Annotated in this window: 21 protein-coding genes and 2 pseudogenes; 11 read left to right on the top strand and 12 right to left on the bottom strand. The window is 66.1% G+C overall.

Translation table 11 applies throughout. The features are described 5' to 3' along the window. The 5 genes and pseudogenes from PMI01_RS20085 to PMI01_RS20065 form a co-directional block, all read left to right on the top strand. A pseudogene (locus tag PMI01_RS20085) lies at positions 1-207 on the top strand (thiolase domain-containing protein); the annotation flags it as partial. A 2-nt stretch (positions 208-209) separates the two neighbouring features. Further along, positions 210-2,003 (top strand): AMP-binding protein, encoded by a 1,794-nt coding sequence (locus PMI01_RS20080; protein WP_007673242.1) that lies wholly within the window; start codon positions 210-212, stop codon positions 2,001-2,003. 87 nt (positions 2,004-2,090) lie between these two features. Further along, positions 2,091-2,900: a DUF1295 domain-containing protein gene (locus PMI01_RS20075; protein ID WP_007673240.1), complete on the top strand. Its 810-nt coding sequence runs from the start codon at positions 2,091-2,093 to the stop codon at positions 2,898-2,900. Positions 2,901-2,902: 2 nt separating this feature from the next. Then, positions 2,903-3,820 carry an NAD(P)H-dependent flavin oxidoreductase gene (locus tag PMI01_RS20070; RefSeq protein WP_007673238.1) on the top strand — a complete coding sequence of 306 codons (918 nt, stop codon included), beginning with the start codon at positions 2,903-2,905 and terminating at the stop codon, positions 3,818-3,820. Positions 3,821-3,897: 77 nt separating this feature from the next. After that, positions 3,898-4,854 (top strand): winged helix-turn-helix transcriptional regulator, encoded by a 957-nt coding sequence (locus PMI01_RS20065; protein WP_007673236.1) that lies wholly within the window; start codon positions 3,898-3,900, stop codon positions 4,852-4,854. Between the two features lie 24 nt (positions 4,855-4,878). On the opposite strand, the gene PMI01_RS26170 is transcribed toward PMI01_RS20065, so the two are convergent. The 3 genes from PMI01_RS26170 to PMI01_RS20050 all read right to left on the bottom strand — a co-directional run bounded on the left by PMI01_RS26170 (position 4,879) and on the right by PMI01_RS20050 (position 8,124). Next, the gene (locus PMI01_RS26170) at positions 4,879-5,397 is read right to left on the bottom strand and encodes a nuclear transport factor 2 family protein (RefSeq protein WP_007673234.1); all 519 of its coding nucleotides are present in this window, start codon (positions 5,395-5,397) and stop codon (positions 4,879-4,881) included. Beyond that, on the bottom strand, positions 5,394-5,804 hold the full coding sequence (locus tag PMI01_RS20055; protein WP_238537093.1) for a nuclear transport factor 2 family protein: 411 nt from the start codon (positions 5,802-5,804) through the stop codon (positions 5,394-5,396). Before PMI01_RS20055 ends, PMI01_RS26170 begins: the two co-directional genes overlap by 4 nt. Before the next feature lie 82 nt (positions 5,805-5,886). Beyond that, entirely contained in the window at positions 5,887-8,124 is a 2,238-nt protein-coding gene (locus PMI01_RS20050; protein WP_007673231.1) for a TonB-dependent receptor, read from the bottom strand. 525 nt (positions 8,125-8,649) lie between these two features. Here PMI01_RS20050 and PMI01_RS20045 point away from each other — a divergent pair. Then, positions 8,650-9,066 carry a nuclear transport factor 2 family protein gene (locus PMI01_RS20045; RefSeq protein ID WP_007673230.1) on the top strand — a complete coding sequence of 139 codons (417 nt, stop codon included), beginning with the start codon at positions 8,650-8,652 and terminating at the stop codon, positions 9,064-9,066. A 49-nt stretch (positions 9,067-9,115) separates the two neighbouring features. On the opposite strand, the gene PMI01_RS20040 is transcribed toward PMI01_RS20045, so the two are convergent. The 3 genes from PMI01_RS20040 to PMI01_RS20030 are packed head-to-tail and all read right to left on the bottom strand — an operon-like array spanning position 9,116 to position 11,785. Continuing rightward, positions 9,116-9,502 carry a nuclear transport factor 2 family protein gene (locus tag PMI01_RS20040; RefSeq protein ID WP_007673227.1) on the bottom strand — a complete coding sequence of 129 codons (387 nt, stop codon included), beginning with the start codon at positions 9,500-9,502 and terminating at the stop codon, positions 9,116-9,118. A 12-nt stretch (positions 9,503-9,514) separates the two neighbouring features. Next, positions 9,515-10,273, bottom strand: coding sequence for an SDR family oxidoreductase (locus tag PMI01_RS20035; protein ID WP_007673223.1), 759 nt, complete (start codon positions 10,271-10,273; stop codon positions 9,515-9,517). A 33-nt stretch (positions 10,274-10,306) separates the two neighbouring features. Next, positions 10,307-11,785, bottom strand: coding sequence for a carotenoid oxygenase family protein (locus tag PMI01_RS20030; protein ID WP_007673220.1), 1,479 nt, complete (start codon positions 11,783-11,785; stop codon positions 10,307-10,309). 158 nt (positions 11,786-11,943) lie between these two features. Here PMI01_RS20030 and PMI01_RS20025 point away from each other — a divergent pair, with 158 nt between their 5' ends. After that, complete coding sequence (locus PMI01_RS20025; RefSeq protein WP_007673217.1) at positions 11,944-12,414, top strand: nuclear transport factor 2 family protein; 471 nt, start codon at positions 11,944-11,946, stop codon at positions 12,412-12,414. Positions 12,415-12,417: 3 nt separating this feature from the next. Here the strand turns inward: PMI01_RS20025 and PMI01_RS20020 are convergent, their stop codons facing one another. From PMI01_RS20020 to PMI01_RS20010, 3 genes are all read right to left on the bottom strand, one after another. Further along, positions 12,418-13,626 carry an acetyl-CoA C-acyltransferase gene (locus tag PMI01_RS20020; RefSeq protein WP_007673214.1) on the bottom strand — a complete coding sequence of 403 codons (1,209 nt, stop codon included), beginning with the start codon at positions 13,624-13,626 and terminating at the stop codon, positions 12,418-12,420. A 316-nt stretch (positions 13,627-13,942) separates the two neighbouring features. After that, the gene (locus tag PMI01_RS20015) at positions 13,943-15,682 is read right to left on the bottom strand and encodes a glycoside hydrolase family 43 protein (protein ID WP_007673212.1); all 1,740 of its coding nucleotides are present in this window, start codon (positions 15,680-15,682) and stop codon (positions 13,943-13,945) included. An 83-nt stretch (positions 15,683-15,765) separates the two neighbouring features. Next, complete coding sequence (locus PMI01_RS20010; protein ID WP_255348042.1) at positions 15,766-16,788, bottom strand: LacI family DNA-binding transcriptional regulator; 1,023 nt, start codon at positions 16,786-16,788, stop codon at positions 15,766-15,768. A 203-nt stretch (positions 16,789-16,991) separates the two neighbouring features. Between PMI01_RS20010 and PMI01_RS20005 the strand changes: the two genes are divergently transcribed. Next, positions 16,992-18,140: a LacI family DNA-binding transcriptional regulator gene (locus PMI01_RS20005; RefSeq protein ID WP_007673209.1), complete on the top strand. Its 1,149-nt coding sequence runs from the start codon at positions 16,992-16,994 to the stop codon at positions 18,138-18,140. Here the strand turns inward: PMI01_RS20005 and PMI01_RS20000 are convergent. From PMI01_RS20000 to PMI01_RS19990, 3 genes are read right to left on the bottom strand one after another with little or no spacing between them, the layout of a single operon-like run. Next, complete coding sequence (locus PMI01_RS20000) at positions 18,137-19,069, bottom strand: ROK family protein (protein ID WP_007673207.1); 933 nt, start codon at positions 19,067-19,069, stop codon at positions 18,137-18,139. The genes PMI01_RS20005 and PMI01_RS20000 overlap by 4 nt on opposite strands. Further along, complete coding sequence (locus PMI01_RS19995; protein WP_007673206.1) at positions 19,066-20,268, bottom strand: glycoside hydrolase family 88 protein; 1,203 nt, start codon at positions 20,266-20,268, stop codon at positions 19,066-19,068. The genes PMI01_RS20000 and PMI01_RS19995 overlap by 4 nt, the downstream gene beginning before the upstream one ends. Positions 20,269-20,270: 2 nt before the next feature. Further along, on the bottom strand, positions 20,271-21,548 hold the full coding sequence (locus tag PMI01_RS19990; protein WP_007673205.1) for an oligosaccharide MFS transporter: 1,278 nt from the start codon (positions 21,546-21,548) through the stop codon (positions 20,271-20,273). 418 nt (positions 21,549-21,966) lie between these two features. Here PMI01_RS19990 and PMI01_RS19985 point away from each other — a divergent pair, with 418 nt between their 5' ends. From PMI01_RS19985 to PMI01_RS19980, 3 genes and pseudogenes are all read left to right on the top strand, one after another. Continuing rightward, positions 21,967-23,349: a glycosyl hydrolase family 28 protein gene (locus tag PMI01_RS19985; protein ID WP_238537094.1), complete on the top strand. Its 1,383-nt coding sequence runs from the start codon at positions 21,967-21,969 to the stop codon at positions 23,347-23,349. Between the two features lie 106 nt (positions 23,350-23,455). After that, positions 23,456-23,552: pseudogene (locus PMI01_RS28245) on the top strand (hypothetical protein); the annotation flags it as partial. A 24-nt stretch (positions 23,553-23,576) separates the two neighbouring features. Then, positions 23,577-23,841, top strand: a 265-nt coding sequence (locus tag PMI01_RS19980; protein ID WP_007673203.1) for an SDR family NAD(P)-dependent oxidoreductase, incomplete at its 3' end; no start/stop codon positions are given.

The raw sequence follows: 23,841 nt of genomic DNA, 5'->3' as shown, positions 1-23,841 counted from the left end.
GGCGGTCCCCTGCCGATCAACCCGTCCGGCGGCCTGATCGGCCTGGGCCACCCGGTCGGCGCGACGGGCGTGCGCATGGCGCTGGACGCCTTCAAGCAGGTGACGGGCACGGCTGGCGACTATCAGGTCGAGGGCGCCAAGACCTGTCAGACCCTAAACATCGGCGGCTCGACGACCACCACCGTCAGCTTGATCGTGGGGGTCTGATCATGGCCGACGACGCCTCCGCCGTGATCGCCCCGCCCCCCTTCCGCGAGGCGCATCTCCTGCCGGTGGACCTCGAGATCGAGCGCCGCGCCGATGGGACGATCCTGATTGCCTCGAAGGCGCCGCTGCGGCCCTACGAGGCCAACATACCAGCCGCCTTCGCCCGGCGCGCGGCGGAGTCCGGCGACAAGCCCGCTCTGGGCCAGCGCGGCGCGGACGGCGAATGGAAGTTCACGTCCTTCGCCCAGCTCAAGCGCGACATGGACGCCGCCACGCAGTGGCTGATGGATCAATCGACGGCTGGACCGGTGCTGATCCTGGCGGGCAATACGCCGGCCTTTGCGGTGATGAGCTTCGCCGCCCAGGCCGCCGGCCGAGCCGCCTGTCCGGTCAGCGTCACCTATGCGGCGCTGGGGGGAGACTACGGGCGGCTGGCTCACGTGATCGCCAAGGTGAAGCCCGCCGTGGTCTTCGCCGAAAACACCACCGTGGCCTCTGGAGCGCTGGAGACGCTGGATCTAGGTGGGGCGAAGATCGTCACCACCGACCCCTCGCGATTGTCCAAGCCCGCGATCGCCTACGCCGAGGTTCTGGTCACGGTCGCCACGCCGCAAGTCGACAGGTCCATCGAAGCGCTCAAGCCTCACGACCGCGCGGCGCTGATGCTGACCTCGGGTTCGACCGGCCTGCCCAAGGTGGTGCCGATCACCTTCGACAACCTGGCCGCCAACAGCGCCCAGTGCCAGCAGACGATCGGCGAGGCGGCGGGTTGGCACGAAGCCATGTTGGACTGGCTGCCCTGGCACCATGCGGCCGGCGCCTTCGTGCTGCGGACCACGCTGTTGGAAGGCGGTACGCTCTATATCGACGACGGCAAGCCGGCCCCGGGCCTGTTCGACGCCTCGATCCGCAATTTGCGCGAGATTTCGGTCAGCTATTTCAACAACGTGCCGCTGGGCTACGCCATGCTGGTCGACGCCCTGGAGAAGGACCCGCAGCTGCGGGCGACCTTCTTCAAGAAGATGCGGCTGATGCTCTATGGCGGCGCGGGCCTGTCCCAGACCGTCCATGACCGCCTGCAGGCCGCCGCCATCGCCGAGACCGGCCATCGGATCATGATGACCAGCGGCTACGGCATGACCGAGACGGTTTCGGCCTTCACGGTCATCCATTTCGAGACCGACAAGGTCGGAATCGGCCTGCCGGCGCCCGGAACGACCCTCAAGCTCTCGCCGGTGGGCGCGCGCTACGAGGTTCGCGCCAAGGGTCCCAACGTCACGAAGGGCTATCTGGACGAACCGGAGAAGACCGCCCAGGCGTTTGACGAGGAAGGCTTCTATCGCACCGGCGACCTGGCGGTGTTCCACGATCCGGCCGATCCGACCCAGGGCCTGGCCTTCGCGGGCCGCGCGGCCGAGGAGTTCAAGCTCTCCAGCGGCACCTGGGTCTATGGCGGATCATTGCGAGACGGCATCCTGAAGGCCTTGTCGCCGTTGGTGCTGGACCTGGTGCTCTGCGACGATGGCCGGCCCTATCTGGGCGTCATGCTTTGGCCCAAGGCCGAGGTTGATCCAGCCGAGATCGGCAGGCGTCTGGCGGCCTTCAATCTCGGCCAGAGCGGCGGCGCGGCGCGGGTGAAGCGGGCCGTGCTGCTGACCGAACCGCCCAGCGCCAACGCGCACGAGATTTCCGACAAAGGCACCATCAACCGCCGGGCCGTCATCGATCGGCGCGCCGATCAGGTGGAGCGACTGTTCGCCGAGGCGCCGGACGAGGGCGTGATGGTTCTGGGCTAGCGCGCCAGGAGGCGGCTCCGGCCGCTCCAGTCGCTTTCAAAGATCATGAGGCTCGTCCGCGGGGAGCGGCCGGGCAGGGGGTGAGGAATGCCTGATTTCATCGTGGTGCTGGCCGTCAACGCCGGTGTGATATTGGCCCTGTTCGTGCTGGCCTGGGCCATCTGCTGGGCGATACGCGACGTCACGCCGGTCGACAGCCTGTGGGGGCTGGGCATGGGCCTGGTCGCGGTCTCGACCTATCTGCAGACCGGCGGCGGCACGCCGCGACGCTTGGCGCTGACCGTGATCTGCGTGGCCTGGGCGCTGCGGCTGGGCGGCTACATGCTGTGGCGCTGGCGCGATCACGGGCCGGACGGGCGCTATGTGCGGATGCTCGACAAGGCCAAGGCGGAACGCGGCTGGGGCTATGGTTACGCCGCGTTCCGCCTGGTGTTCATGATGCAGATGCCGATGCTGTGGCTGGTCTGCCTGCCGGTCCAGCTGGGACAGATCGCGGCCCAACCCGCCAAACTCGGGGCCCTCGGCCTGATCGGCGCCGGGCTGGCGATCTTCGGCCTGGTCTTCGAGACCCTGGCCGACGGGCAACTGGTGCGGTTCAGGAAGGACCCGGCCAACGCCGGCCAGGTCATGGACAAGGGTCTGTGGCGCTATACCCGCCACCCCAACTATTTCGGCGACGCCTGCGTGTGGTTCGGTCTGTGGTTGCTGGCCGCCGAGACGACCCTGGGTCTGTTCGCCATCGTCGGGCCGGCGTTCCTGCTGTTCACCCTGACCCGCTGGAGCGGCGTGCCGACCGTCGAGGGCCGGATGCGTCGCCGCAAGCCGGGCTACGAGGAGTACATCCGGCGCACCTCGGGCTTCTTCCCCTGGCCGCCCAAGCCGCCCGTGGCGAGCTGAGCATGGGCCTTCCCGCGCACATCACGGACCGGCTGCGGCTGCCGGCCATCGCCGCGCCGATGTTCCTGGTCTCCGGCGTCGACATGGTGCTGGCCGCCTGCAAGGGCGGGATCATCGGCTCCTTTCCCGCCAACAACGCCCGCACCCTGGAGGATCTTGACGCCTGGATGGGCCAGATCGCTTCGACCCTGCCGGCCGACGCGCCGCCTTGGGCGATCAATCTGATGGTCCACCGCTCCTACGCCCGCTGGGAGGAAGAGCTGGAGCTGGTGCTCAAGCACAAGCCGCCGATCGTCATCACGGCCCTGGGTAGTCCGGTTCAGGTGGTCGAGGCGATCCATGCGTACGGCGGCCTGGTCTATGCCGACGTCAACTCGCTGACCTACGCCCAGAAGGCCGCCAAGACGGGCGTCGACGGCCTGATCCTGGTGGCGGCCGGGGCCGGTGGCCACACCGGCCAGATCGCCGGCTTCGCCTTCGCCCCGGCCGTGCGCGAAGTGTTCGACGGCACGATCGTTCTGGGCGGCGGCATCGGCACGGGTCGCGCCGTTCGCGCCGCGCGGATGCTGGGCGCCGACCTGGCCTATCTGGGCACGCGGCTGATCGCCTGCGCGGAGAGTCTGGCCGTGCCCGACTACAAGCAGATGCTGATCGAGGCCGATGCCGAGGACATCATCACCTCCGCCGCCCTGACCGGCATCCCGGCCAATTGGTTGAAGGCCAGCCTGGCGGCGGCTGGCTATGACGCCGAGGGCATGAAGGCGAAGGCGCAGATCAGTCTTGGGCGACCGGAGGACAACGCCAAGCGTTGGAAGGACGTCTGGTCGGCGGGGCAAGGCGCTGGCGAGGTTCGCGCGGTGGAGCCTTTGGGCAAGATCATCGACGACCTGGTCGAAGACTACGGCGCGGCGGCGGGCTAGCGACGTTTCGGCCGCCGCCGGTCTTGACAAGACAGGTCGGCAGCCGAAGGGTCCGCCCGTTCGACGCTTGAGGTGACATGGCCGAAATCAGCCAAACCGAAACCCCCGATCCGGGGCCGATCACCCAGCTCGTTCAGGCCAATTCCTCCACGCGGGCGCTCAATGTCCTGGGCGATCGCTGGACGCTGATGATCCTCTATCTGGCCTTCCAGCGGGTTCATCGCTTCGAGGAGTTCCAGAGCCGGATCGGACTGGCGCGCAGCCTGCTGATCGACCGGCTGCGGCGGCTACAGAAGGTGGGAATACTCGAGAAGGTTCGCTATCAGGAGCGCCCGGCTCGTGAGGAGTACCATCTCTCGAAGATGGGGCTGGACCTCTACGGCGTCGCCCTGACCATCATCCGCTGGGAGAAGCGCTGGTTCTACGACCCCGCCAACCCCGCCCATCAACTCAAGCACAGCTGCGGCAAGACGTTCACGCCGGAATTCCGTTGTGGCCATTGCGGCGAACTTGTCAGTCCGCGTGACGTCTATGTGCGGGATGGACCGGGCGTCGGGGTGGAGCCCTCGCCGCCGCCCAGGGCGCAGCGCCGCTCCATCGTGCCGGTCGGCAGCCTCAACCAGGGCAATCCCATGCTGGACCGGGCCTTCCAGGTGCTGGGCGATCGCTGGACCAGCCACGTCATCGCTTCGGCCTTTCTGGGCCGGCGGCGCTTCAACGATATCCAGAACGCCCTAGGCGTGGCGCCGAACATCCTGTCGGACCGGCTGTCGCGGCTGGTGGACCTGGGGGTGCTGCGCAAGGTGCTCTACCAGGACCGTCCCGAGCGTTGGGAATATCGCCTGACCGACGTGGGGCGTGATCTCTATCCGCTGATCGCCGAACTGAATCACTGGGGCGATCGCTGGCTGGCGACCGAGAAGGGCCCGCCGCTGATCACCTATCACCGCACCTGCGGCCATGTGCTGGAACCCAAGCTCACCTGTGACCAGTGCGGCGAGGAGGCCACGGTCTTCAACGTCACTCCGGCCTAGAAGGCCGGGGCGCATCGTCTCCGGCTACTTGGCGGTGGGGCGCGAGATCAGGTCCTGCAGTTCGGGGCCCATCGGCTGGCCGGCCTTCATGGCGGCGCTGATGCGGCCGTCGAAATACTCGCGCCACTCGCTGACCAGGGCGCCGCGAAACTGCAGTACGCCGGCATAGGGAATGGCGACATGCTCGCCGGTGGTGAGCCAGAACTCGTCCACGCCCTCGACGAAGATCCGGTCGCCGTTCTCCGCGTAGTCGAAGAGTCGCCACTTGTTGGTCTTGATTACCTTGGCCATGGCCTGCAGGGCCGTGCGCATGGCGGCCTTGCCGCGGATCGCCGGGTTCAGCCCGCTGGAATTGTGCCAGACGATGTCGTCGGTGAGGTGGACCAGCACGCCCTCGACGTCCTGGCGACGCCAGGCTTCGATGATCGCCATCTGGGTGGCATAGAGCCGCGACATGGGCTTCTCCTGGGACAGGGCGGGGGAGGCGGTCAACGCGCCGGCGGCGGCGACCAGCAGGGTGCGGCGATCGAGAAGCGGGCTCATGGGGCGACCGCGCGATCGAGAAGGGTTTCGACCTGGGCCGACAGCGGCGCGCCGGTCTTCTGTTCGGCGATGACGCCGAGGTCGACATAGTCGCGCCAGCCGATGATCAGGTCGTCGTCGAACTCCAGCACGCCGGCGTAGGGCGCGGCGACGCGATGGCCGTCGGTGGTGCGATAGTCGTCGACGCCTTCGATGAACAGCCGGTCGCCCGATTCCGAATGGGCGAAGATCCGCCATTCGATGCCGTGCATGTCGGCCTGGAAGCGTTCGAGAAGTTTGCGGGCGGCGACCTTGCCACGCACGGGCGGCTGGGCGGCGGCGGCATAGTGCCAGACGATGTCGTCGTGCATGTGGGCCAGAACGCGGTCGACGTCCTTGGCCTGCCAGGCCTGGATGACTTGGCGCAAGATTGCGTAGCGACGCCCCAAGGTCGGCTCCTTACTCAAGGCAAAAGGCGGCCGGACGGCGAACCGTCCGGCCAGTACGAGGTTAGAACGAGGCGGAAAGTTCGAAGCCGAAGGTGCGCGGCGCGCCGAACGACGACATCTCTTCCTGGAAGAAGGCGATGATGTTGGTCCGGTAGACCTTGTTGGTCAGGTTCTTGCCGAAGGCCGAAACGCTCCAGGCCTTGTCGGGCGAGGTCAGGGTGACCCGACCGTCAAGCGTCCCGTAGGCCTTTTCCCAGGTGGTGTTTTCCGGGGCCCACGGCATCTTGCCCTGCCAGCGATAGCTTAGGCGGCCCGACAGCGCGTCTTCCCAGGAGCCGACACTGGTGGTCACTTCGCCGCCGACCGCGCCCTGATATTTGGGCGTGCGCTGCATCAGGTGACCCGAGTTGTTGACGCCGGCGAAGACGAACTCGTCATAGGTCGCATCGACATAGCTGCCGCTCGCCCAGCCATGGAACCAGCGGTTCGGGGCCCATTGCAGGTCGCTCTCGACGCCCTTGATGGTGGCGCCCGGCGCGTTGCTGATCACGTTGCACAGGCAGGAGGCCAGGGTCTGCTGAACCTGGAGATCGGTGTACTTCATGTAGAAGAGCGCGGTGTTGGAGCGAACCGTGCGATCGAACAGTTCGGTCTTGAAGCCGACCTCGTAGTTCTTCACCGATTCCGGATTATAGGGCGTGGCCGCCGCGAAGGCGTTGGAGGCGTTACCCTGGAAGCCGCCGCCCTTGAAGCCGACGGACGCCGTGGCATAGACCATGTTGGTGTCGTTTGGCGTCCAACGCAGCGTGGCCTGCGGCGTCAGCTTGGTCCAGCTCTCGTTATAGGGCGTGAAGAAGTTCGTCGTCAGCGGCGTCAGGGGCGCGGTGTCGGCGGGATTGAGCCGGTCGCCGGTGGCGACGATGATGCCGCGCTGGGTGCCGCCCTTTTGGTCCTTGGTGTAGCGGGCGCCGATCTCGAGCTTCAGCGTGTCGGTGAGCTTGTAGCCAAGCTGGGCGAAGATGGCCTTGTCTTCGTTGTGGCCATAGTCGTCCCAGTGGGACTCGCCCGACAGGGTCGGCAGCACGGTCGATTCACCCCAGAAGCGGTTGTACTGATGGACCTTGCTCTTCTGGTAATAGGCGCCAACGATCCAGTCCAAGCGGCTGGTGTCGTCGGTCGAGGTCAATCGAACTTCTTCCGAGAACTGACGGACGCCCTCGATGAAGTTGACGGGTTCGGCGAACAGCAGGGCGCCGGCGACGTTGAAGCCGTTTGCCGGGCCAAGGCCGGTCTGGTCGTAGAGCGTGTAGGACTGGTTGTTGCGATAGCCGGTGATGCTCGAGAACCGGATGTTCGGCGCCACGTCCTTTTCGACCTTGGCGATGATGTCGTAGGTCTTGTGCTCGGCGCGCTGCGGCGACGGGGCGGTGTCGCCCTTGAACAGCGGCCAGATCGGCAGGCTTTCGCGGATCGACAGTTTGCGCCCGAGCTTGGCCTCGATCAGGCTGCGGGTCGATGACCATGGCGTGAAGCTGGCCGGCAGGGTGGTGCTCTTCAGGCCAACCCGATTGACGCCATCATTGCTGTCCTTGGCGTAGTCTACGTTCAGGCTGGCCCGCAGGTCGGAGTTCTCCGGCCGATAGGCGAGCTGGGCGCGCATCTGGACCGAGTCCAGGTTCTCGACATCGACATTGTGCAGGATGTCGTGGGCATAGCCGCCGCGATGGATCGTCTGGAACGAGAAGCGCCCGGCCAGGGTGTCGGTCAGGGCGCCGGTGAAATAGCCCTGGGTCTGGCGCAGGTCGTAGTTGCCGAGGCTGACGGTGAACTTGCCCGAGCGCTCGAAGCTAGGCGCATTGCTGATGATGTTGACGGCGCCGCCGGCCACGTTCTTGCCCAGCAGCACGCCCTGAGGACCGCGAACAACTTCGATGCGCGAGACATCGTAGAACGACGAGTTCAGGTTGCCCGACCGGCTGACATAGACGTCGTCCACGAAGGTCGACACCGATTGGTCCGAAGTCGGCGAACTGAGGCGGGTGTTGACCACGCCGCGGATGTTGATCTCGTTCGATTGAGGAGAATTGGCCGTGAAGGAGATGCCGGTCATGTTGTGACCGAGGTCTTCCAGGGTCAGGACGCGGTCCTTGGCCAGGTTGGCGCCCGAAACCGCCGAGATCGAGATCGGCGTCGTCTGAACGTTCTCCTCGCGCTTCTGCGCGGTGACGATCAGCGTTTCGAGCGTGCTGTCCTGCTGGTCCGGAGCCGGCGCCGGCGCGGCAAGCGCGGGTAGAGCCATGGACATCCCCGCGAGCAGGGCGATGGCGGATGTGGTGTGTCGCAGCTTCACTGTTTCTCTCCCCCGGAACCTTGCCGGCGACATGGGTCGCCTGAGGTCCCTGTTGTTTCCCCGCACGCGGCGGAAATCTTGTGATCGGGGGTGTGGCGTACTCAGGAATCTAGGCCGGAAGCGCCGCGATCGAGTGATCAGTAGCGACTTGCATAACAGCGATAATGTCGAGCCCGCGCGGAACTTGATGCGCGAGTCCGCCGGCTGCGGACCGTCCTGGTTACGACTTCCCCCACGTCATTTTTGGCTTGTCTACGCGTTCGAAGGATAGGTTTGTTTTTATCGTCTCGTCAAGCAAGTCACTTATCTGGCGGTCTTTCCCACCCGCCGTTGAGCGGGCAGAAACCGCCGGAGGCGCCGGCGAAACCCGCACATCCAGAAAAGAGTTGGCAACAACGGGTATTGTTATGCAAGTTAATTGTCGACGCAAGATCGCGGTGGTTGATCGCGTTCGCGTCGAGGGAGAAATGAGATATGTCCGCGACACTATCGACCGAGCAGATGATCGCGGCGGGCCGCGAAATGGCCGAGGCCTGGCGGGTGATGGACTGGCGAAAGGTCGCCGACATGTTCACGCCCGATGGGGTGCTGCACTCGATGATGGTCGAGCCGATCGTGGGACGCGAGGCGGTCTACAAGCGCGTCGCCGGCCTGGGCGACGGCCTGGAATCCATCACCTTGAAGGTCCACCACATGGGGGTGATCGACGGGATCCTGTACATGGAGCGCACGGACGAGTTCGTGATCCGTGGCAAATCAGGTTCGGCCCCCGTCGTCGGCGTGCTGGAGTTCGAAGGTCCGCTGATCAAGGTCTGGCGGGAATATTACGACCGCGCCCACCTGTTGAAGGCCATGGGCCTGGTCGAGGATTTCGACGGCAAGACACGCTAAGCGCGGCTGAGCGCCGGACGCCGGCTTGCGCGGCGTCCGGCGACAATTCCTAGCGTCCGAACGCGCGCAGCTTCCCGGCCTGGGCGGAGTCCAGGTACTCGTCCAGGCGGGTGATGACGCCGTCTTCGATCTTGATCACCACGCAGGCGTCCATGCCCCACTTGCTGCCATCGGGCAGCGTGGCCTCGAGCACGTGCTGCTGCAGAAAGCCGTCCGGCAGGGCTTCGCGCCGGGTGACCCTATAGTTGCGGTCCGGCAGGGTTTTGATGAACCAATCCAGCACCTTCATGTTCTGGTCGACGGTCTGCTCGATGCCGTCGGTGTTGTGCCAGAGCTTGGCGTCGGGCGCATAGCAGGCGCGAACGGTGTCGGTGTCGCCGCTTTGGATCGCGCCGACGAAGCGCTCGGCGAAGTCGAGATAGTACTGAGGAGTCATGAGGGGTCTCGCTTAACGGCCGGTGGTGACACGCTCGCCCGACAGCGAGCGACGCATTTGCAGTTCCAGGCCCTTGGGATCGCGGGCCAGGTTGGCGCGGACGTCCACGGCCATGAAGTCGGTGTCGACCTCGTCGGCCCCGCGCTTGATCGCCTTCAGGGCGGTCTCGGCGATGGAGGCCGGGGTCTCCTTGAAGCCCTCGACATGGCTGGCCATGCGGGTGTCGACCGAGCCGACGATCAGGGCGGTGACGCTGGTGTTCTGTGGCGCCAGCTCGGCGCGGACGCAGGTGCTCATGGCGCGGCCGGCGAACTTGGAGGGGCTATAGCCGCCCATGCCGGGCACGGCGACGATGCCGCCCGCCGACAGCACATTGGCGATGGCGCTTTCCTTGTGCCTGGCCAGGATCGGCGCGAAGGCGCGACACATCGCCAGAGGCCCGAAATAGTTGACCTCCATCTCGTCGCGGGCGTTCGACAGATCCGGCGCCTTCATCAGGGTCTGCATCGAGAACAGACCGGCGTTGTTGACCAGAATGCTGACGTCCTGGCACTGCGCCGCCGCCGCCTCGATCTGTTCGGACTTGCTGACGTCGAGCGCGATAGCCACCACGCGGCCCGCGCCTTCATCGACCAGATGTTGGGCGTTGGCGACGTCGCGCGTCGCCACATAGACCTTGGCCGCGCCCGCGCCGAGGAAGGCGCGCACGAAGGCCTCGCCGATCCCTCGGTTGCCACCCGTGACCAGGGCGACGCTATCCTTGATTTCCATCCGTAATGTTCTTCTTCTTCGGGTTTCGACGGGTTAGGCGGCGACGAAGCCGTCGCGAATGAACGCGCGGGGGGCCCAGACGCTGTGGGTGCCGCTGGAGACCTTGTGCGGCAGGGCGATGCGGACCACGGGGCCGTCCGTGAAGCGCTTGCAGTCGATCAGGATGCACTCGGAGGTCTGGTTGTTCTCGTCGATGATGAAGCTGACCAGATAGCCGTCGTCCTCGTCCTTGGCGTCGAGGCGCGGCACGAACGGCGCCTCGCTGGCGTAGCGGCCCTCGGGCAGCTTCACCTCCCAGGACTCGCCGGTTTCCAGATCGTGTTTGACGAAGCCGTTGAACAGGAACCAGCCGGGCTTGCTGGTGGTGCTGTAGGCGTAGCGATAGGGCTTGCCGGCGTAGCGCTGGTTGAACATCCCAAATTCCAGGGTGCGCTCGTCCAGGTGTTTTTCCTGGGTCTCGCCGGTCTTCAGGTTGAAGCGCCAGCGGTGCAGGCGGGGCAGGAACGAGTGCTCGTCCAGGAAGCCCATCATGTGGCCGTGGCCGTCGGGCGCGTCCGCCAGCGGGCGCGGCGTGGGCTCCTCCTGGAAGTAGCCGTCCATGACGATCTCGTCGCCTTCCTCGTAGGAATTGAGGAAGTGCAGGATGTAGGTCGGCGCGGCCTCGAACCACTTGATGTCCTGGGGCTGGCCGTAACGCGGAAGCACCGCGAAGCGCGACGGGATGCCCTCGTGCTCGCGCACGGCGTGGATGTTGCGCTTCAGCAGTTCAGCGTCCCAGAACACCGGCAGGTCGTTGAGGATCGAGTAGTTGGCGGTGAACGCCATGTCATGCGGCAGGCGCGGGCCGGGCAGGGGGATCGGCACGTAATGCGCCAGCTTTCCATGCCGGTCGACGACGCCGTAATGCATGTATGGCGCGTGCTTGGAATAGTTGAAGAACAGCATCTCGCCGGTGGCTTCATCGACCTTGGTGTGAGCCGAGACGCCGTCCAGCGGTCCCCAACTGGCGACACCGCCCTGTTCCAGGGTTTCGGGGTCCAGCCAGTAGGCCTCGCCGCATTGGTAGAAGGTGGAGACGATCTTGCCGGCGTGTACGACCACGTCGGTGGACGAGGAGTCCTTCATGCCGCCGTGGGCGCCGAAGCCCGGGCGCAGCGACACGCCTGGACCGTCCATCAGCCCGCCCCACAGGGCCTGGCCGGCTTCCTGCTCGGCCTCGAAGCCCCGTGTGCGGACGAAGCGGTTGCGATAGTCGGCGCGACCGTCCTTGAAGCTGATCATGTGGATCATGCCGTCCCCATCGAAGGGGTGGTAGCGACCGAGTGGCTGCTGGACCGGGTTCTCGGTGTTGCGGATGTAGAGCCCGTCGATGTCGGTCGGGATCGCGCCCTCGATGACCTCCAGATCGGTGGCGTCGACTTCCTCGTGCTGGGGAGTCCAGGCGCCGGTCAGATAGGGATGGTTGCTGGGCCCCAGTGAGGTCTTCACCGGCGGCAGGCGCTCCATCTTCATAAGAGCTCTCCGAAGTCTCGTCTCGACGGTCGACAGGACCGCCCTTGAATTCAGCCTAGCACCATGGTCTTGTTGTGCAAGTGACTGGTCGCGGCCGCGACGTGAATTGTTGCGTGCGGCGGGCCGGAACGGTCCCGACAGAGGACCTGGAGGAAACGATGAAGCGGATTTTCGGCCTGGCGGCGATGGTTCTAACCCTGACCCTGGCGATGACCGCGGCGGTTCCGGCCCGCGCGGCGGACACCGACGCCAGCAAGCTGGCCGTGGCGCGCGAGATGATCGGAGCCTGGAAGGCGGCCGACTGGCGCAAGGTCGCCGATCTGTTCGCCGAGGACGGCTCGCTGCGTTCGATGATGGTCGAGCCGGTGACCGGCCGAGCGGCGATCCATGACCGCATCGCCGCCCTGGGCAAGGGCGCGCCCGGCGGCGTGGTGCTCGACGTCTCGCACATCGGCGTCATCGATGGCCTGGTGTTCATCGAGCGGGTCGATTGTTTCACCTATAACGGCCACGCTGGCGCTGTGCCCGTCGTCGGGGTGCTCGATATCCAAGACGGCAAGGTCCAGGAATGGCGCGAATATTACGACCGCGCCCAGCTGCTGAAGGAAATGGGCGTGACGGCGCCCTAGCCGTCAGGACACCCGTTCCAGCACCATCGCCGCACCGACGCCGACGCCGCCGGTCGCCACGACCAGGCCGGTGTCGGCGTCCAGCTGGGTCATGTCGTCCAGCAGGCTGGCCGTAAGGATCGCACCGGTGGCGCCCATCGGGTGGCCCATGGCCAGATGGCCACCGTTGGGATTGACCCGGGCCATGTCCGGGGCGAAGTCCCGCTCGAACAGCACCGGGACGGCCGCGAACGCTTCCATGAACTCGATGGCCCCGATGTCGGGGAGGGGCACGCCGGCCCGCTCCAGAGCCTGGCTCATGGCCGAGAACCCGGCGGTCAGCTGCATCACCGGGTCGTCGGCGGTCTCGGCGACCGAGCGAATCCTGGCCAGCGGCGTCAGGCCCAGGCGCTGGCCCGCCTCGCGGTTGCCGACCAGCACCAGGGCCGCGCCGTCCGAGATCGGCGGGCAGTGGGCTACCGTGTGCAGGTGTTTGATCGGATCGATCTCGGGCCTGTGGGCGCGCAGGATGTCGTCGAAGCCCTCGGCGCCGGTCGCGGTGAAGACCGGCCCGAGTTTGGCCAAGGCGGCGCCGTCGCCGTAGTCGCGGACGTTCTCGTCGTGATCCAGGGCCACGGTTCCATCGGCGGCCATCACGGGAATGACCCGGCCGGCATAGTGTCCGTCCCGCCAGGCCTTGGCCGCGCGCTGATGGGACCGCAGCACCGCGGCGTCCATCTCCGGCCGTTCGATTCCTTCGCGCGTCGCCAGCAGATCGGCCGCGACGCCCACCGGGCTCCAGCCCATCGAGGAGGCTAGCGGCAGGTCGTTGTAATAGTCGGCGGCGTCGGCCAGAAAGGCGACCTGCGACATGCTCTCGACCCCGCCGGCCAGGGCCAGATCGACCTGGCCGGACGCCACCCGCCGCGCCGCGTCGGCGATGGCGCTGAGACCCGAGACACAGAAATTATTGATCGTCAGACAGGGCAGGGTGGCGGCCAGGCCCGCCTGGATGCGCGCGGCCAGAGCCACATGCCCGCCCTGGACGGCGACCTGGGTGACGCAGCCCAGCGTGAACTGCCCCAGGGCGTTCATGACATGAGCGCCGTTGCGCCGCTCCAGCGCCGCGATCAGCTGGCCGACCAATTGCGCCGGGGTGACGTCGGCGAGCGATCCGCCGCGCCGCCCCTTGCCGCGCGGCGTTCGCACGGCGTCGTAGATGTAGATCGACATGGGCTGCCTCCGTCCGCTCACCGCCATCCGGCTTGGTAAGTCTTTTAAACGAAGTTACTATCCGCATGGAAGCGCCATGCTTCATTGGCCGGGTTGTCGTTAGCCGCCCCGCCCACATCCAACGTGAAGACAGCAAAAAAAGGGGCGCCGGTTGGCTGGCGCCCCGCTCTCGGGAGTTGGGGAGGAATCACGTCCAAGAAAGGAGTCCATCGCTCGACGACAGAATGCTGATATCGATACCAAGATTGACCAGGAAGTCAACTCGCTTCAGGCCCAAAAAGGCAAGGTGGTCGAGCGCGCCGATCTGCGGAGGCTTCTACCGGGTGACCCAGAAGCCATCGAAGTCCGTCCAGCCGATTCGCGTGGACGTATTGGAGGGCGTCCCCGTGGGGGCTTGCGAGAACAGCCCGACTTGGCTTCCGACCCATCGTCCCGGGCGGCTGACGAAGGGCGCGCCGATCGCTGTGAAAGTCTCGCCATCCAGGCTGTAGCTCAGCTTCACCTGCGCGTGCGTCGACCGCAGCATGGAGGGCCAATAGGGAGAAAAGTCCGGAGGAGGATTGGCCTGGACGACGGGTTCGGCAGTCATGCGCAGCCAGACCGTCGCGGGCGCCTTGGCGAGGGCGACCTCGATCTGCTCGGGCTGGAACCTGTCGGCGCCCAATCGATCCACCCGCACCAGGGAGGTTCCGGCGGGACCGTTCTGCAGCCCGATCCAGGCGTAGTCGGAGCCGAACATCAGAAGGCCGGCGCGCTCCCCAACGGCCTTTGGCGCGAAGGTGAGTTTGGTGGTGATCGAGAACCGCTCGGACGGAAGCTTCTGCGTCAGCAGCGCGCCGGCTTCCCAGAGGTTTTCCGACGACGAGATCGATTTCAGCCGCAGCACGCCAGGACGACTCTTCAGGTCGGCCCAGTCCTCCTGGGGGTTGGCGTTCCACTGCCACGCCAGCGAAAGCGAGCCGTCGAACGTATCGCTGTCCTGCGGGGCGGTCGGGCGCGAAGCGATCCTGGACGCGGGCTTGCGGAACGAGGCGACCGGCTCGCCGCTACCGTTGTTGTCGAGGTCCTGGCCAATGATCGGCCAGCCGTCCTTCCAGGTCATGGGTTCGAGCCAGACCCGGCGGCCGTAGGAGTCGGTGTCCTGAAAATGCAGGAACCAATCCTCGCCCGAGGGGGTCGTTACCCAGGCCCCTTGGTGAGGCCCATTGATCGCCGTCGCCCCTTGGTCGAGGACGTCGCGCCCCTCATAGGGCCCTTGCAACGACCGCGAGCGGAATACGCCTTGCCAGCCGCCCTTGACGCTGCCGCTGGGGGCGAACAGGTAGTACCAGCCGTCTCTCTTGTAGAGCTTGGGTCCTTCCGTCGTCATCCAGGGGGAGGGACCGCGTGACGTCATCACCGGCGGCTGACGTTCGCCATCGACGAGCGTGATCGCTTCGCCGATCGTTGTGTCGCCGGCCGGGTTCAACCGCTTGGCGGTGATGATGTTGGCGATGCCCGCGCGGCTGCGCGCCCAGGCCGAGATCAGCCAACCCTGGCCGTCGTCGTCCCAGAAGGGCGCGGGATCGATCGCGCCCCGGCGATCGTCGACCAGGACGGGCTGCGACCAGGGTCCGGCCGGATTCTTGGCCGTCACCAGGAAGATGCCGAAATCCGGGTCTGGGTAGTAGATCATGAACCGGCCATTCCGGTGGCGGATGGCCGGGGCCCAAACCCCGCCGCCTCGTCGCGGGACGGCGTGGTGCGCGGCCGGCGGAAGGGTCGGCAGCGCGTGTCCGATCAGGGTCCAGTTGACCAGGTCGGTCGAGCGCAGGATGGGCAGGCCCGGAACGTTGGTGAAGGACGAGGCGACCAGGAAGTAGTCTTCGCCGACGCGAACGACGTCCGGATCGGAATAGTCGCCCGCCAGGACGGGGTTCTTGTAGGTTCCGTCGCCCTGGTCCGGCAGCCAGGCGCGGTTTGTCGCCGGCTCCGACTTGGGGGCGGAAGCCAGAGCCAACGTCGCCATCGCCGAGACGACCAACGCGATCCGGCGCGCTGACGAGTGCCGCTGCATGATCAGTCTCTTTCCCCGATATTCTTGTGTTATCGATATCAGAGCGGACGGGTGATGATTTGGCAAGCCCGGGCGACGCGCGCTCAGGCGGGAGGCGCGCTCGTCGAGGCCCGCTGGACCAAGGTGAGTTCGGCCTGGATCTGGTTGGCGGCGTCCGGGCCCGACCGGCCGATGTCCAGGGCCAGAAGCACGGCGGAGGCGGCCATGTCCGCGATCGGCTGACGGATGGTGGTCAACTCCGGCCACATGGTCGTGGCGACCGGCGTGTCGTCGAAGCCCGCGATGCTGAGGTCGGCGGGTATCGACAGTCCCAGACCGTGCGCCACCGCGCTGACTGCCGCGGCCATGTCGTCGTTGGCCGCGAAGATCGCCGACGGCCGCCGTCGCAGGCCCAGGAGATGGCGGGCGGCCTCCAGGCCGCCTCGGTAGCTGAAGCCGCCATCGGCGACATAGCTGTCGCGCACCACCAGGCCAGCGGCGACCATGGTGTCGCGATAGCCTTGCTCCCGGCGCTGGGCGGTCGAGTGCGCGGGGTCGCCGCGCACGAAGGCGATATCGACATGACCCAGGTCGATCAGGTGCTGCGTCATCAGGCGCGCGCCCTCGAAGTCGTCGATGAACACCGCCGGCGCGTTCGGCTGGGGGCGGGCGGTGGCGAAGCTGACGGCGCCCACGCCGGCCTTTTCCAGAAGCGCCCGGATGGACGCATCGTCACACAGCGGCGGCGGAAGGATCACGGCGCCGGCGCCGACCTCGATGAGCTTGCGCACCGCGTCCGCCGGGGATGGATGGACTTGGCTCGGCTCGATCAAGAGCTGACAGCCGCTGATGCTGGCCTGGCGGAACGCGCCCATCAGGTAGCTGCTGAGATTGGAGGAATTGGCGTTCGAATAGATCATGCCAATTTGCGAGATTCCGGTCCTGGTCGCCCGCGCCTGAGAGTTTGGGCGATAGCCGAGCGTCTTGATCGCCTCTTCGACCTTGGCCCGGACGGCGGGACGCACGTGCGGGTAGTCGTTGACGACGCGAGACGCGGTCATCGAGGAAACGCCCGCATGTTGGGCGACGTCGTGAATGGTCGGCGCCTGTCGCTTGTGCGTACTCAAGGATTCCTCGCCCCGCGAACCGCGACTCTCGCAGGTCGCATCGCCAGTTTAACGACGACTGCCCCCCGAAGTCCAAAGGTGCGCGACATTGGCATCGACGCGGGGCTTCGGCGCGAGGCGCCCCGCTTTGTCCGATTTTCCTTTGGCGTGCATGAAAAGCGCGGCTAGGATGAATTGTTATCGTTCACAATCGTGGTGTTTGCTTGAAGAGTCCCCGCAAGACCAAGGCGGCCCTTGGGGCGGACGTGCTGGGGGCGCCGCCGCCGCGATCCCGGTCGGCGGAAAGCGCCGCCGCGATCGGGACCGAAGGCGCGGTGAACACGGTTTCACGGCCGATCACGATTCACGACGTCGCGCGCCACGCGGGCGTGGGATCCATGACCGTCTCCCGCGTCATTCGCGGAACGACCAATGTCAGCCCGGCCATGCGCGAAAAGGTCGAGGCGTCCGTTCGCGCGCTCAACTATCAAGTCAACGTCGCGGCTCGGGCGACGCGATCGCGCGCCACGGCGGCGCGCGTGGGCATCCTCTACAGCAATCCCTCGGCGTCCTATCTCAGCGAGATCATGATGGGCGGACTCGAGGAGAGCTCCAGGCTCGCCAGCCATCTGATGTTGGAGCGTTGCGAGGGACTCGCGGGCCAAAGGCAGGCGGTCGAACGGCTCTTGGCGGCCGGCGTCGACGGCGTGATCCTGCCCCCTCCGTTGTGTGACTCGCGCCAAACCATAGACATGCTGCGCGCGGAGGGCGTGACCGTCCTGGCCCTGGCGACGGCCCGGCCGATGCAGGACGTGTCGAGCGTTCGCATCGATGACTATGAGGGGGCGTTGGCGATGACCCGCCACCTGATCGCCCTTGGGCATCGCGACATCGCCTTCATCAAGGGCGATCCCGAGCACACCCCGACGGAACTGCGCTTCGAGGGCTTCCTGGCGGGGATGGCTGAAGCGGACCTCGCCGTGCGACCCGAATGGATCGTCCAGGGCTTGTTCACCTACAGGTCCGGACTCGTCGCGGCGGAAAAGCTCTTCGAGGCGCGGGTCCGGCCAAGCGCGATCTTCGCCAGCAATGACGACATGGCCGCGGCGACCCTGGCCGTGGCGCATGGCCGTCAGATCGCGGTTCCCAGGGACTTGTCCGTCTGCGGTTTCGACGACACCGCCGTGGCCAGTACGGTCTGGCCCGAGCTGACGACCATTCATCAGCCGATCGCCGACATGGGGCGCGCGGCGGTGGCGCTGATCGTCGATGAAATCCGGGCAAGGAAACTGGGCGGAACCCAACGCCCCGCCCATAAGCTCATGTCTTTCACGCTCGTCGATCGCGCCTCCTCGGGTCTGGCTCCGCCCTAGGTGAGCGCCTGCGCCAACTGTTCGCGCGCTTCCCCGAGGCTCCAAAGGCGCGCCGCGCCACGCACGCCGGAAGCATCCCCCCAGAAGGCCGGCTTGATCCGTGCGCTCCAGCGATCGGAAAACACGCGCCTGGCGACGAGATCGGGAAGCCGCTGGCACACCTCGGGCACATTGGACAGGCCGCCTCCGATGACGATCGCATCCGGATCGACGATATTGCAAAGCACCGCCACGGCGCGACCGAGGCGATCCAACAGGCGATCGAACGCCGCCGTGGCCTGATCATCACCTTGACGCCACAGGGCGATGATCTCTTCACCCGAGCGCCGCAGGCCGGTCGTTGTCTGAAAGTCGTGCTGCAGGCCGGTTCCCGACACCCACATCTCCAGGCACCCCCGCTGACCGCACCAGCAGCGCGGTCCCTCGCGTTCGGCCGCGCTGGGCCAGGGGAGGGGGATGTGCCCCCATTCGCCGCCGATGCCGTTGGCCCCTTCGACGAGCCGTCCGTCGACGACCAGTCCGCCGCCACAGCCCGTTCCGAGGATGATCGCGAAGGCGACCTTGGCCCCCGCGGCCGCGCCGTCGACCGCTTCGGACAGGGCCAGGCAATTGGCGTCGTTGGCCAGCCGCACCGGACGGCCCAAGGCTTGCGACAGGTCCTCGCGAAACGTGCGCCCGTTGAGATAGAGGGAGTTGGCGTTGCGCATGACGCCGCTGGTCGGAGAGATCGAGCCTGGCGCGCCCACGCCCAGCGTACCGCGCGCGCCCACCTGCCGTTCGAGGCCTGCGACCAGGTCACGCACCGTCGTCAACGCCTTGTCATAGGCTCCGGGATTGGGCGCTCGCGCCTTGGCCAACACCGCGCCCTCGGCGTCGAGCGCGGCCGCCTCCACCTTGGTTCCGCCGAAATCCACGCCGATCTGAATCACCAGTAGGGCTCCCAAACCCGCGTGAGGCGCACGAGGGCCTCGAGGAAGAAGTAGTCGCCCCAGATACAGGCCTCATCGACGCCGACCTTGTTGGGCATGTGGTAGACCGCGTGGGCCAGCACGCCGCTTCCAGGCGCGCCCAGCGGCAGCAGGTACTGCTCGCCCAGGGTCAGGACCATCGACACCGCGGCGGCCTCGTAGGCGGTCCGATCCGGGTCGGTCAGGGGCAGGGCCCGGGCCAGTTCAAGCAGGCCGCAGGCCGTGATCGCCGCGGCCGAGCTGTCCCGCTCGTGCGGCGCCTGGGTGAAGATCAGATCCCAGCAACAGATGAGGTCCGCCGGCAACCGGTTCAGATAGTAGTTGGCCAGCCGCGCGGCGACCTGGATCAGTCCGGCATCGGCCTTGTAGCGGTGGACGAGCGGAAACCCCGAGATGCCCCAGGCCTGGCCGCGCGCCCAGCAGGACGCGTCGCTGAAGCCCTGGTGGGTCTTTCCGCCCACCGGAGCGCCCGACTTGGGATCCATGTAGAACGTATGGAACGTCGAGGCGTCGGAGCGGACGATGAAGCGGGCGGCCTGGTCGATGTGGCGATCGGCGGCAAGCCTGAAGATCGGATCGCCCGTTTCGGCGCTCGCCCAATAGAGCAGGGGCAGGTTGAGATTGCAGTCGATGATCATGCGTCCGGCCTGCTGCGGATCGCTCAGATCGCCCCAGGCCTGAACGATCCCGGCCGCGGGCAGATAGCGGGTCATCAGCCGCCGGGCCGCGGCCAGGGCCGCGTCCCTGGCGCCGATGTCTCCGGTCAGCTTCCAGGACGCGACGCAGGAGAGCGAATACAGAAAGCCAAGGTCGTGGTGGTCGACGTTGATCTCGTTCTGGATCCGCGCGGCGAAGGTTCGAACCTGCTTGTCCGCCGCCGCGCGGTAGCGGGCCTCGCCGCTGGCCTCATAGGCCAGCCAGAGCATCCCGGTCCAAAATCCGTTGGTCCACTCGATGTTGTCGATCGCCGGATAGACCCCGTTGACGCTCGATGGCGCTGGGAACGCGTCCGTGAACACCTCGAGATTGCGGTCGATCCGGGCCAGAACGGCGGCGAGGATCGCGTCCAGGCGCTCTCTGCTCGGCCTTGCCTGGGCGAGCAGTTCAGGTGCGCGCGCCAGGGGTTCGCGCGCCGGAATGTTGGAAAGCAACAGGGACATCTTCAATTGACCTTGGCGATATCCGCACCGCCCAGGTCGGCTTGCGCCAAGGCGGTGTCGCGCTGAACATCGCCGTCCGGGGCGACATCGCGCGGCGTGGGGGAAAGGCTGAACGCGGAGGCGATCCAGAAGGCCGCGGCGGACAACGCGATCAGAAGATAGGTGTGGGGAAAGCCGATCATGTCGTAGCTCTTGCCGACGATCGGCGAGAGGATGGCCAAGCCCAACGAGTGGCCGAAGCTGACGCCGACCAGATAGAGCGTCGAGGCCAGGCGGTTCTCGAAATGAAAGGCAATGTAGCGGAAGATCGAGACCACCAGGATCGGCAACTCGAGCGAATGCAGCATCTTCATGGACGAGATCGCGACGGGGCCCTCGACCAGGCCCGAGCCGGCGATGCGGACGATCATGATCCCCGCGGCCAGCAACAGGCCGTTCTTGGCGCCGATCCGCTTGACGATGCTGGGCGCGATGAAGAGCATCCCCGCCTCGACGAAGATCTGCGCCGAGTTGAGGTAGCCGAACATCGCCGCGCCCTGCTTGGGATCGGCGAACTGCGAGGCGTAGTAGGCAGGGAACTGCTGATCGTAGACCAGGTAGAGGTTGGTCACGCCCAGGATCAGGACCATGAAGCCCCAGAATTTCGGCAACTTGAAGATGGCCATCGCGTCGGTGGCCTTCAGCGCGTCCGAACTCTCCTTTTCGTCGGCGCTCGGTTCGATCTTCGCGAACGCCAGCAGCGGCAGCAGGAGCAGGCCGGCGCAGGAGGCCAGCGCGAAATTGTACATCGGGTCGAGGTTGAACAGCCGTCCAGAGAAGAAGGCCGCGAACGCAAAGCCCAGCGAGCCCCACAGCCGCGCTCGGCTATATTCGAAACCGTACTTTCGTCCGACCCGATCCACGAAGGATTCGAGGGCGTAGCTGCCGGCGATGAACGTCACGCCCAAATAGGCGCCGCCGACCGCCGCCCCCAGCAGCAGGTTCGTCTTCAGCAGCGGGCCATAGACGAAGGCGAAGAACACGCCTGACAGAAGCACCATCACGCTGACGAGCCAGAGCACCGTCTTTCGCAGGCCGACCTTGTCGGAGATAAAGCCGTAAATCGGCTGGGAGATCATCGCGAAGATGAAATTGGCGGCGAAGACGACACCCGTCTCCACGCCGCTCAGCCCCAAGGTGCGCTTCAGCCAGAGGGCCAGGAGCGAGATGCTCATGGCTTGGGCGAAGAAGTAGAAGAAGAGGAAGGCGCTCAGCAGCGCGTAATTCTTCCTGAAGGCCATGCGTCATCCTCCCTAAGCGCCGCGCAAGACACGCTACGTGGCGCGTTTCGGTCCGACCCTTCGCTCAATAGATGAATTTGATAACGATACCAAATGCTTTTTGCTGGTCAAATGGAGGGCGCTAGAGTCGCTTGCGATGAGCAAATGATATCGATATCAATATGTCGCCTTCGGGCTCCTGCGAATGTCTCGACGTCATCCGTCGGCGGGGCGCCGACAAGTACGGCGCTCCGCGTTCTTTGCCCGGCGCGCCTGCTTGAAGGACCGTAGCCGGCAAGGCGCGTGGTTCGGAAGGGGCCTGCGGGCGTATGCCAATGACGCCAGTTCATGAAGAGCGTCGCCAAATAGGGAGAAAACGATGCACCTTATCCCGACGCCGCGTCTTCGGACCGCCTGTTCCGTCGCTGCCTCTTTGATCGTGTCGACCGCCGCGGCGGGTGCTGCCTGGGCGGCGGACGGCGCCGCCTCGGGCCTCTACGTCTATCCGGCGCCGCCCGGCGGGCTGGTCTACAGCATGCACAACGACACCTTCACGGTTCGAGTCCGCAAGCCGGGCGGAGCCTGGCAGGATCTGTACGAATACAACGTCAAGATCGACGCCGACGGACCCAGCGACGCGACCGTCGTCCAGTTTGATTTCGAAGGTGAGGTCGAGATCGGCGTCCAGAAGAACAACGGCGACTTCAAGCGCGTGGCGGTGCGCCCGACGGGACGTGGCGTCAAGCCGACGGTCCGCGATGGTTTGGTGGTCTTCAAGATCGACCGGCCGCAAAACCTCTCCGTCGAGTTCGACGGTGATCGATTGCAGAACCTGCATATCTTCGCAGGGGCGCCCATCGCCCGTCCGGCGCCGGGGCCGGACGTGGTGGTCTATGAGCCTGGCCTCCATACGCCTCCCGATGGCGGCCTCTATTTTCCGGTCAAATCCGGCCAGACGATCTATGTCGCCGGCGGCGCGGTGCTGCAGGGCGTCTTCAAGCCCGAAAGGGTCGAGAACGTCCGCATCATCGGGCGGGGCATGGTCGATCGGCCGGCCGATCAGCTGGTCGTGCAGGATTCCCACAACGTGCTGATCGAGGGACTGACGTTCCTGACGCCCAAGCATGGAACGATCGCGTGCGCATCCTCGAGCAAGGTGACGTTCAGGGACATCAAGACGCTGAGCAACGGATCCTGGTCCGACGGCGTCAACCTCTTCGGGTGCAAGGACGTCGAGGTCGAGCGGGCGTTCATTCGAACCTCGGACGACAGCCTGGCGATCTACGCGACGCGAAAGTCCGGCGTTGGCGACACGCAGCGTGTGCGGGTCAGCGATTCCATCTTCTGGCCGGATGTCGCCCACGCGGTGTTCATCGGCCTCCACGGCGACAGCAAATCGCCCAATGTCATCGAAGATGTCCGCATCGAGAATATCGACATCCTGGGTCTCGACGAGGACGATCCGGAATATCAGGGCGCGCTCGCGATCAGCGCCGGCGACACCAATACCGTGCGGAACATCCTCTTCGAGGATGTGCGCGTCGACCACATCCAGGAAGGCAAGCTGTTCAACGTCCGAACCGTCTACAACGCCAAGTACAACACCAGTCCGGGCCTCCTGGTCGACGGGGTGCGGTTTCGGAACATCCGCTTTACGGGCGCCGGATGGGCGAGCCCTTCCACCGTCTCGGGCCTAGCCGCCGACCGACCCGTCCGAAACATCAGTTTCGAGAACGTCACGATCGCCGGCCGCAAGCTGACCGGCGCGGATCCGGACCTGATCGAGATCGGACCCAACACTCAGAACGTGACTTTCAAATAGGGGCGTTCGCCACCGCTCGCGAGGACCACCTGATGTTCGCCAAGATCTACCACTCCACCCATCCTGACATGAAGTAGGGGCGGGGACCGCTCCCGCGCTTTTCCCGTGTCATCCCGGGCGAAGCGCAGCGAAGACCCGGGACCCAGGGGCCGCGCGCGCCGCCCCTGGGTCCCGGACAGCGGCTTCGCCGCTTCCGGGATGACAACTTTTGCAGAGAGCTTCGCACCATGGCCAACCCGTTCAGCCTCGAAGGCAAGGTCGCCCTCGTCACCGGCGCCAACACCGGCCTGGGTCAGGCCGTGGCCATGGCCCTGGCGGAGGCCGGCGCCAACGTCGCCGCGGCCGGCCGCAGCGCGCCCACCGAGACGCAAGGACTGGTCGAGGCCACGGGCCGCAAGTTCCTGTCGATCCAGGCCGACTTTGGCTCGATCGAACCCGTCCAGCGCGTCGTCGACGAGACCGTCGCGGCGTTCGGCAAGGTCGACATCCTGG

This window comes from Caulobacter sp. AP07 (assembly GCF_000281955.1).
In the GTDB taxonomy this organism is placed as follows: Bacteria; Pseudomonadota; Alphaproteobacteria; order Caulobacterales; family Caulobacteraceae; genus Caulobacter.
Note: the sequence above shows the minus strand (reverse complement) of the source record. Positions and strands in the feature narration are given on the sequence as shown.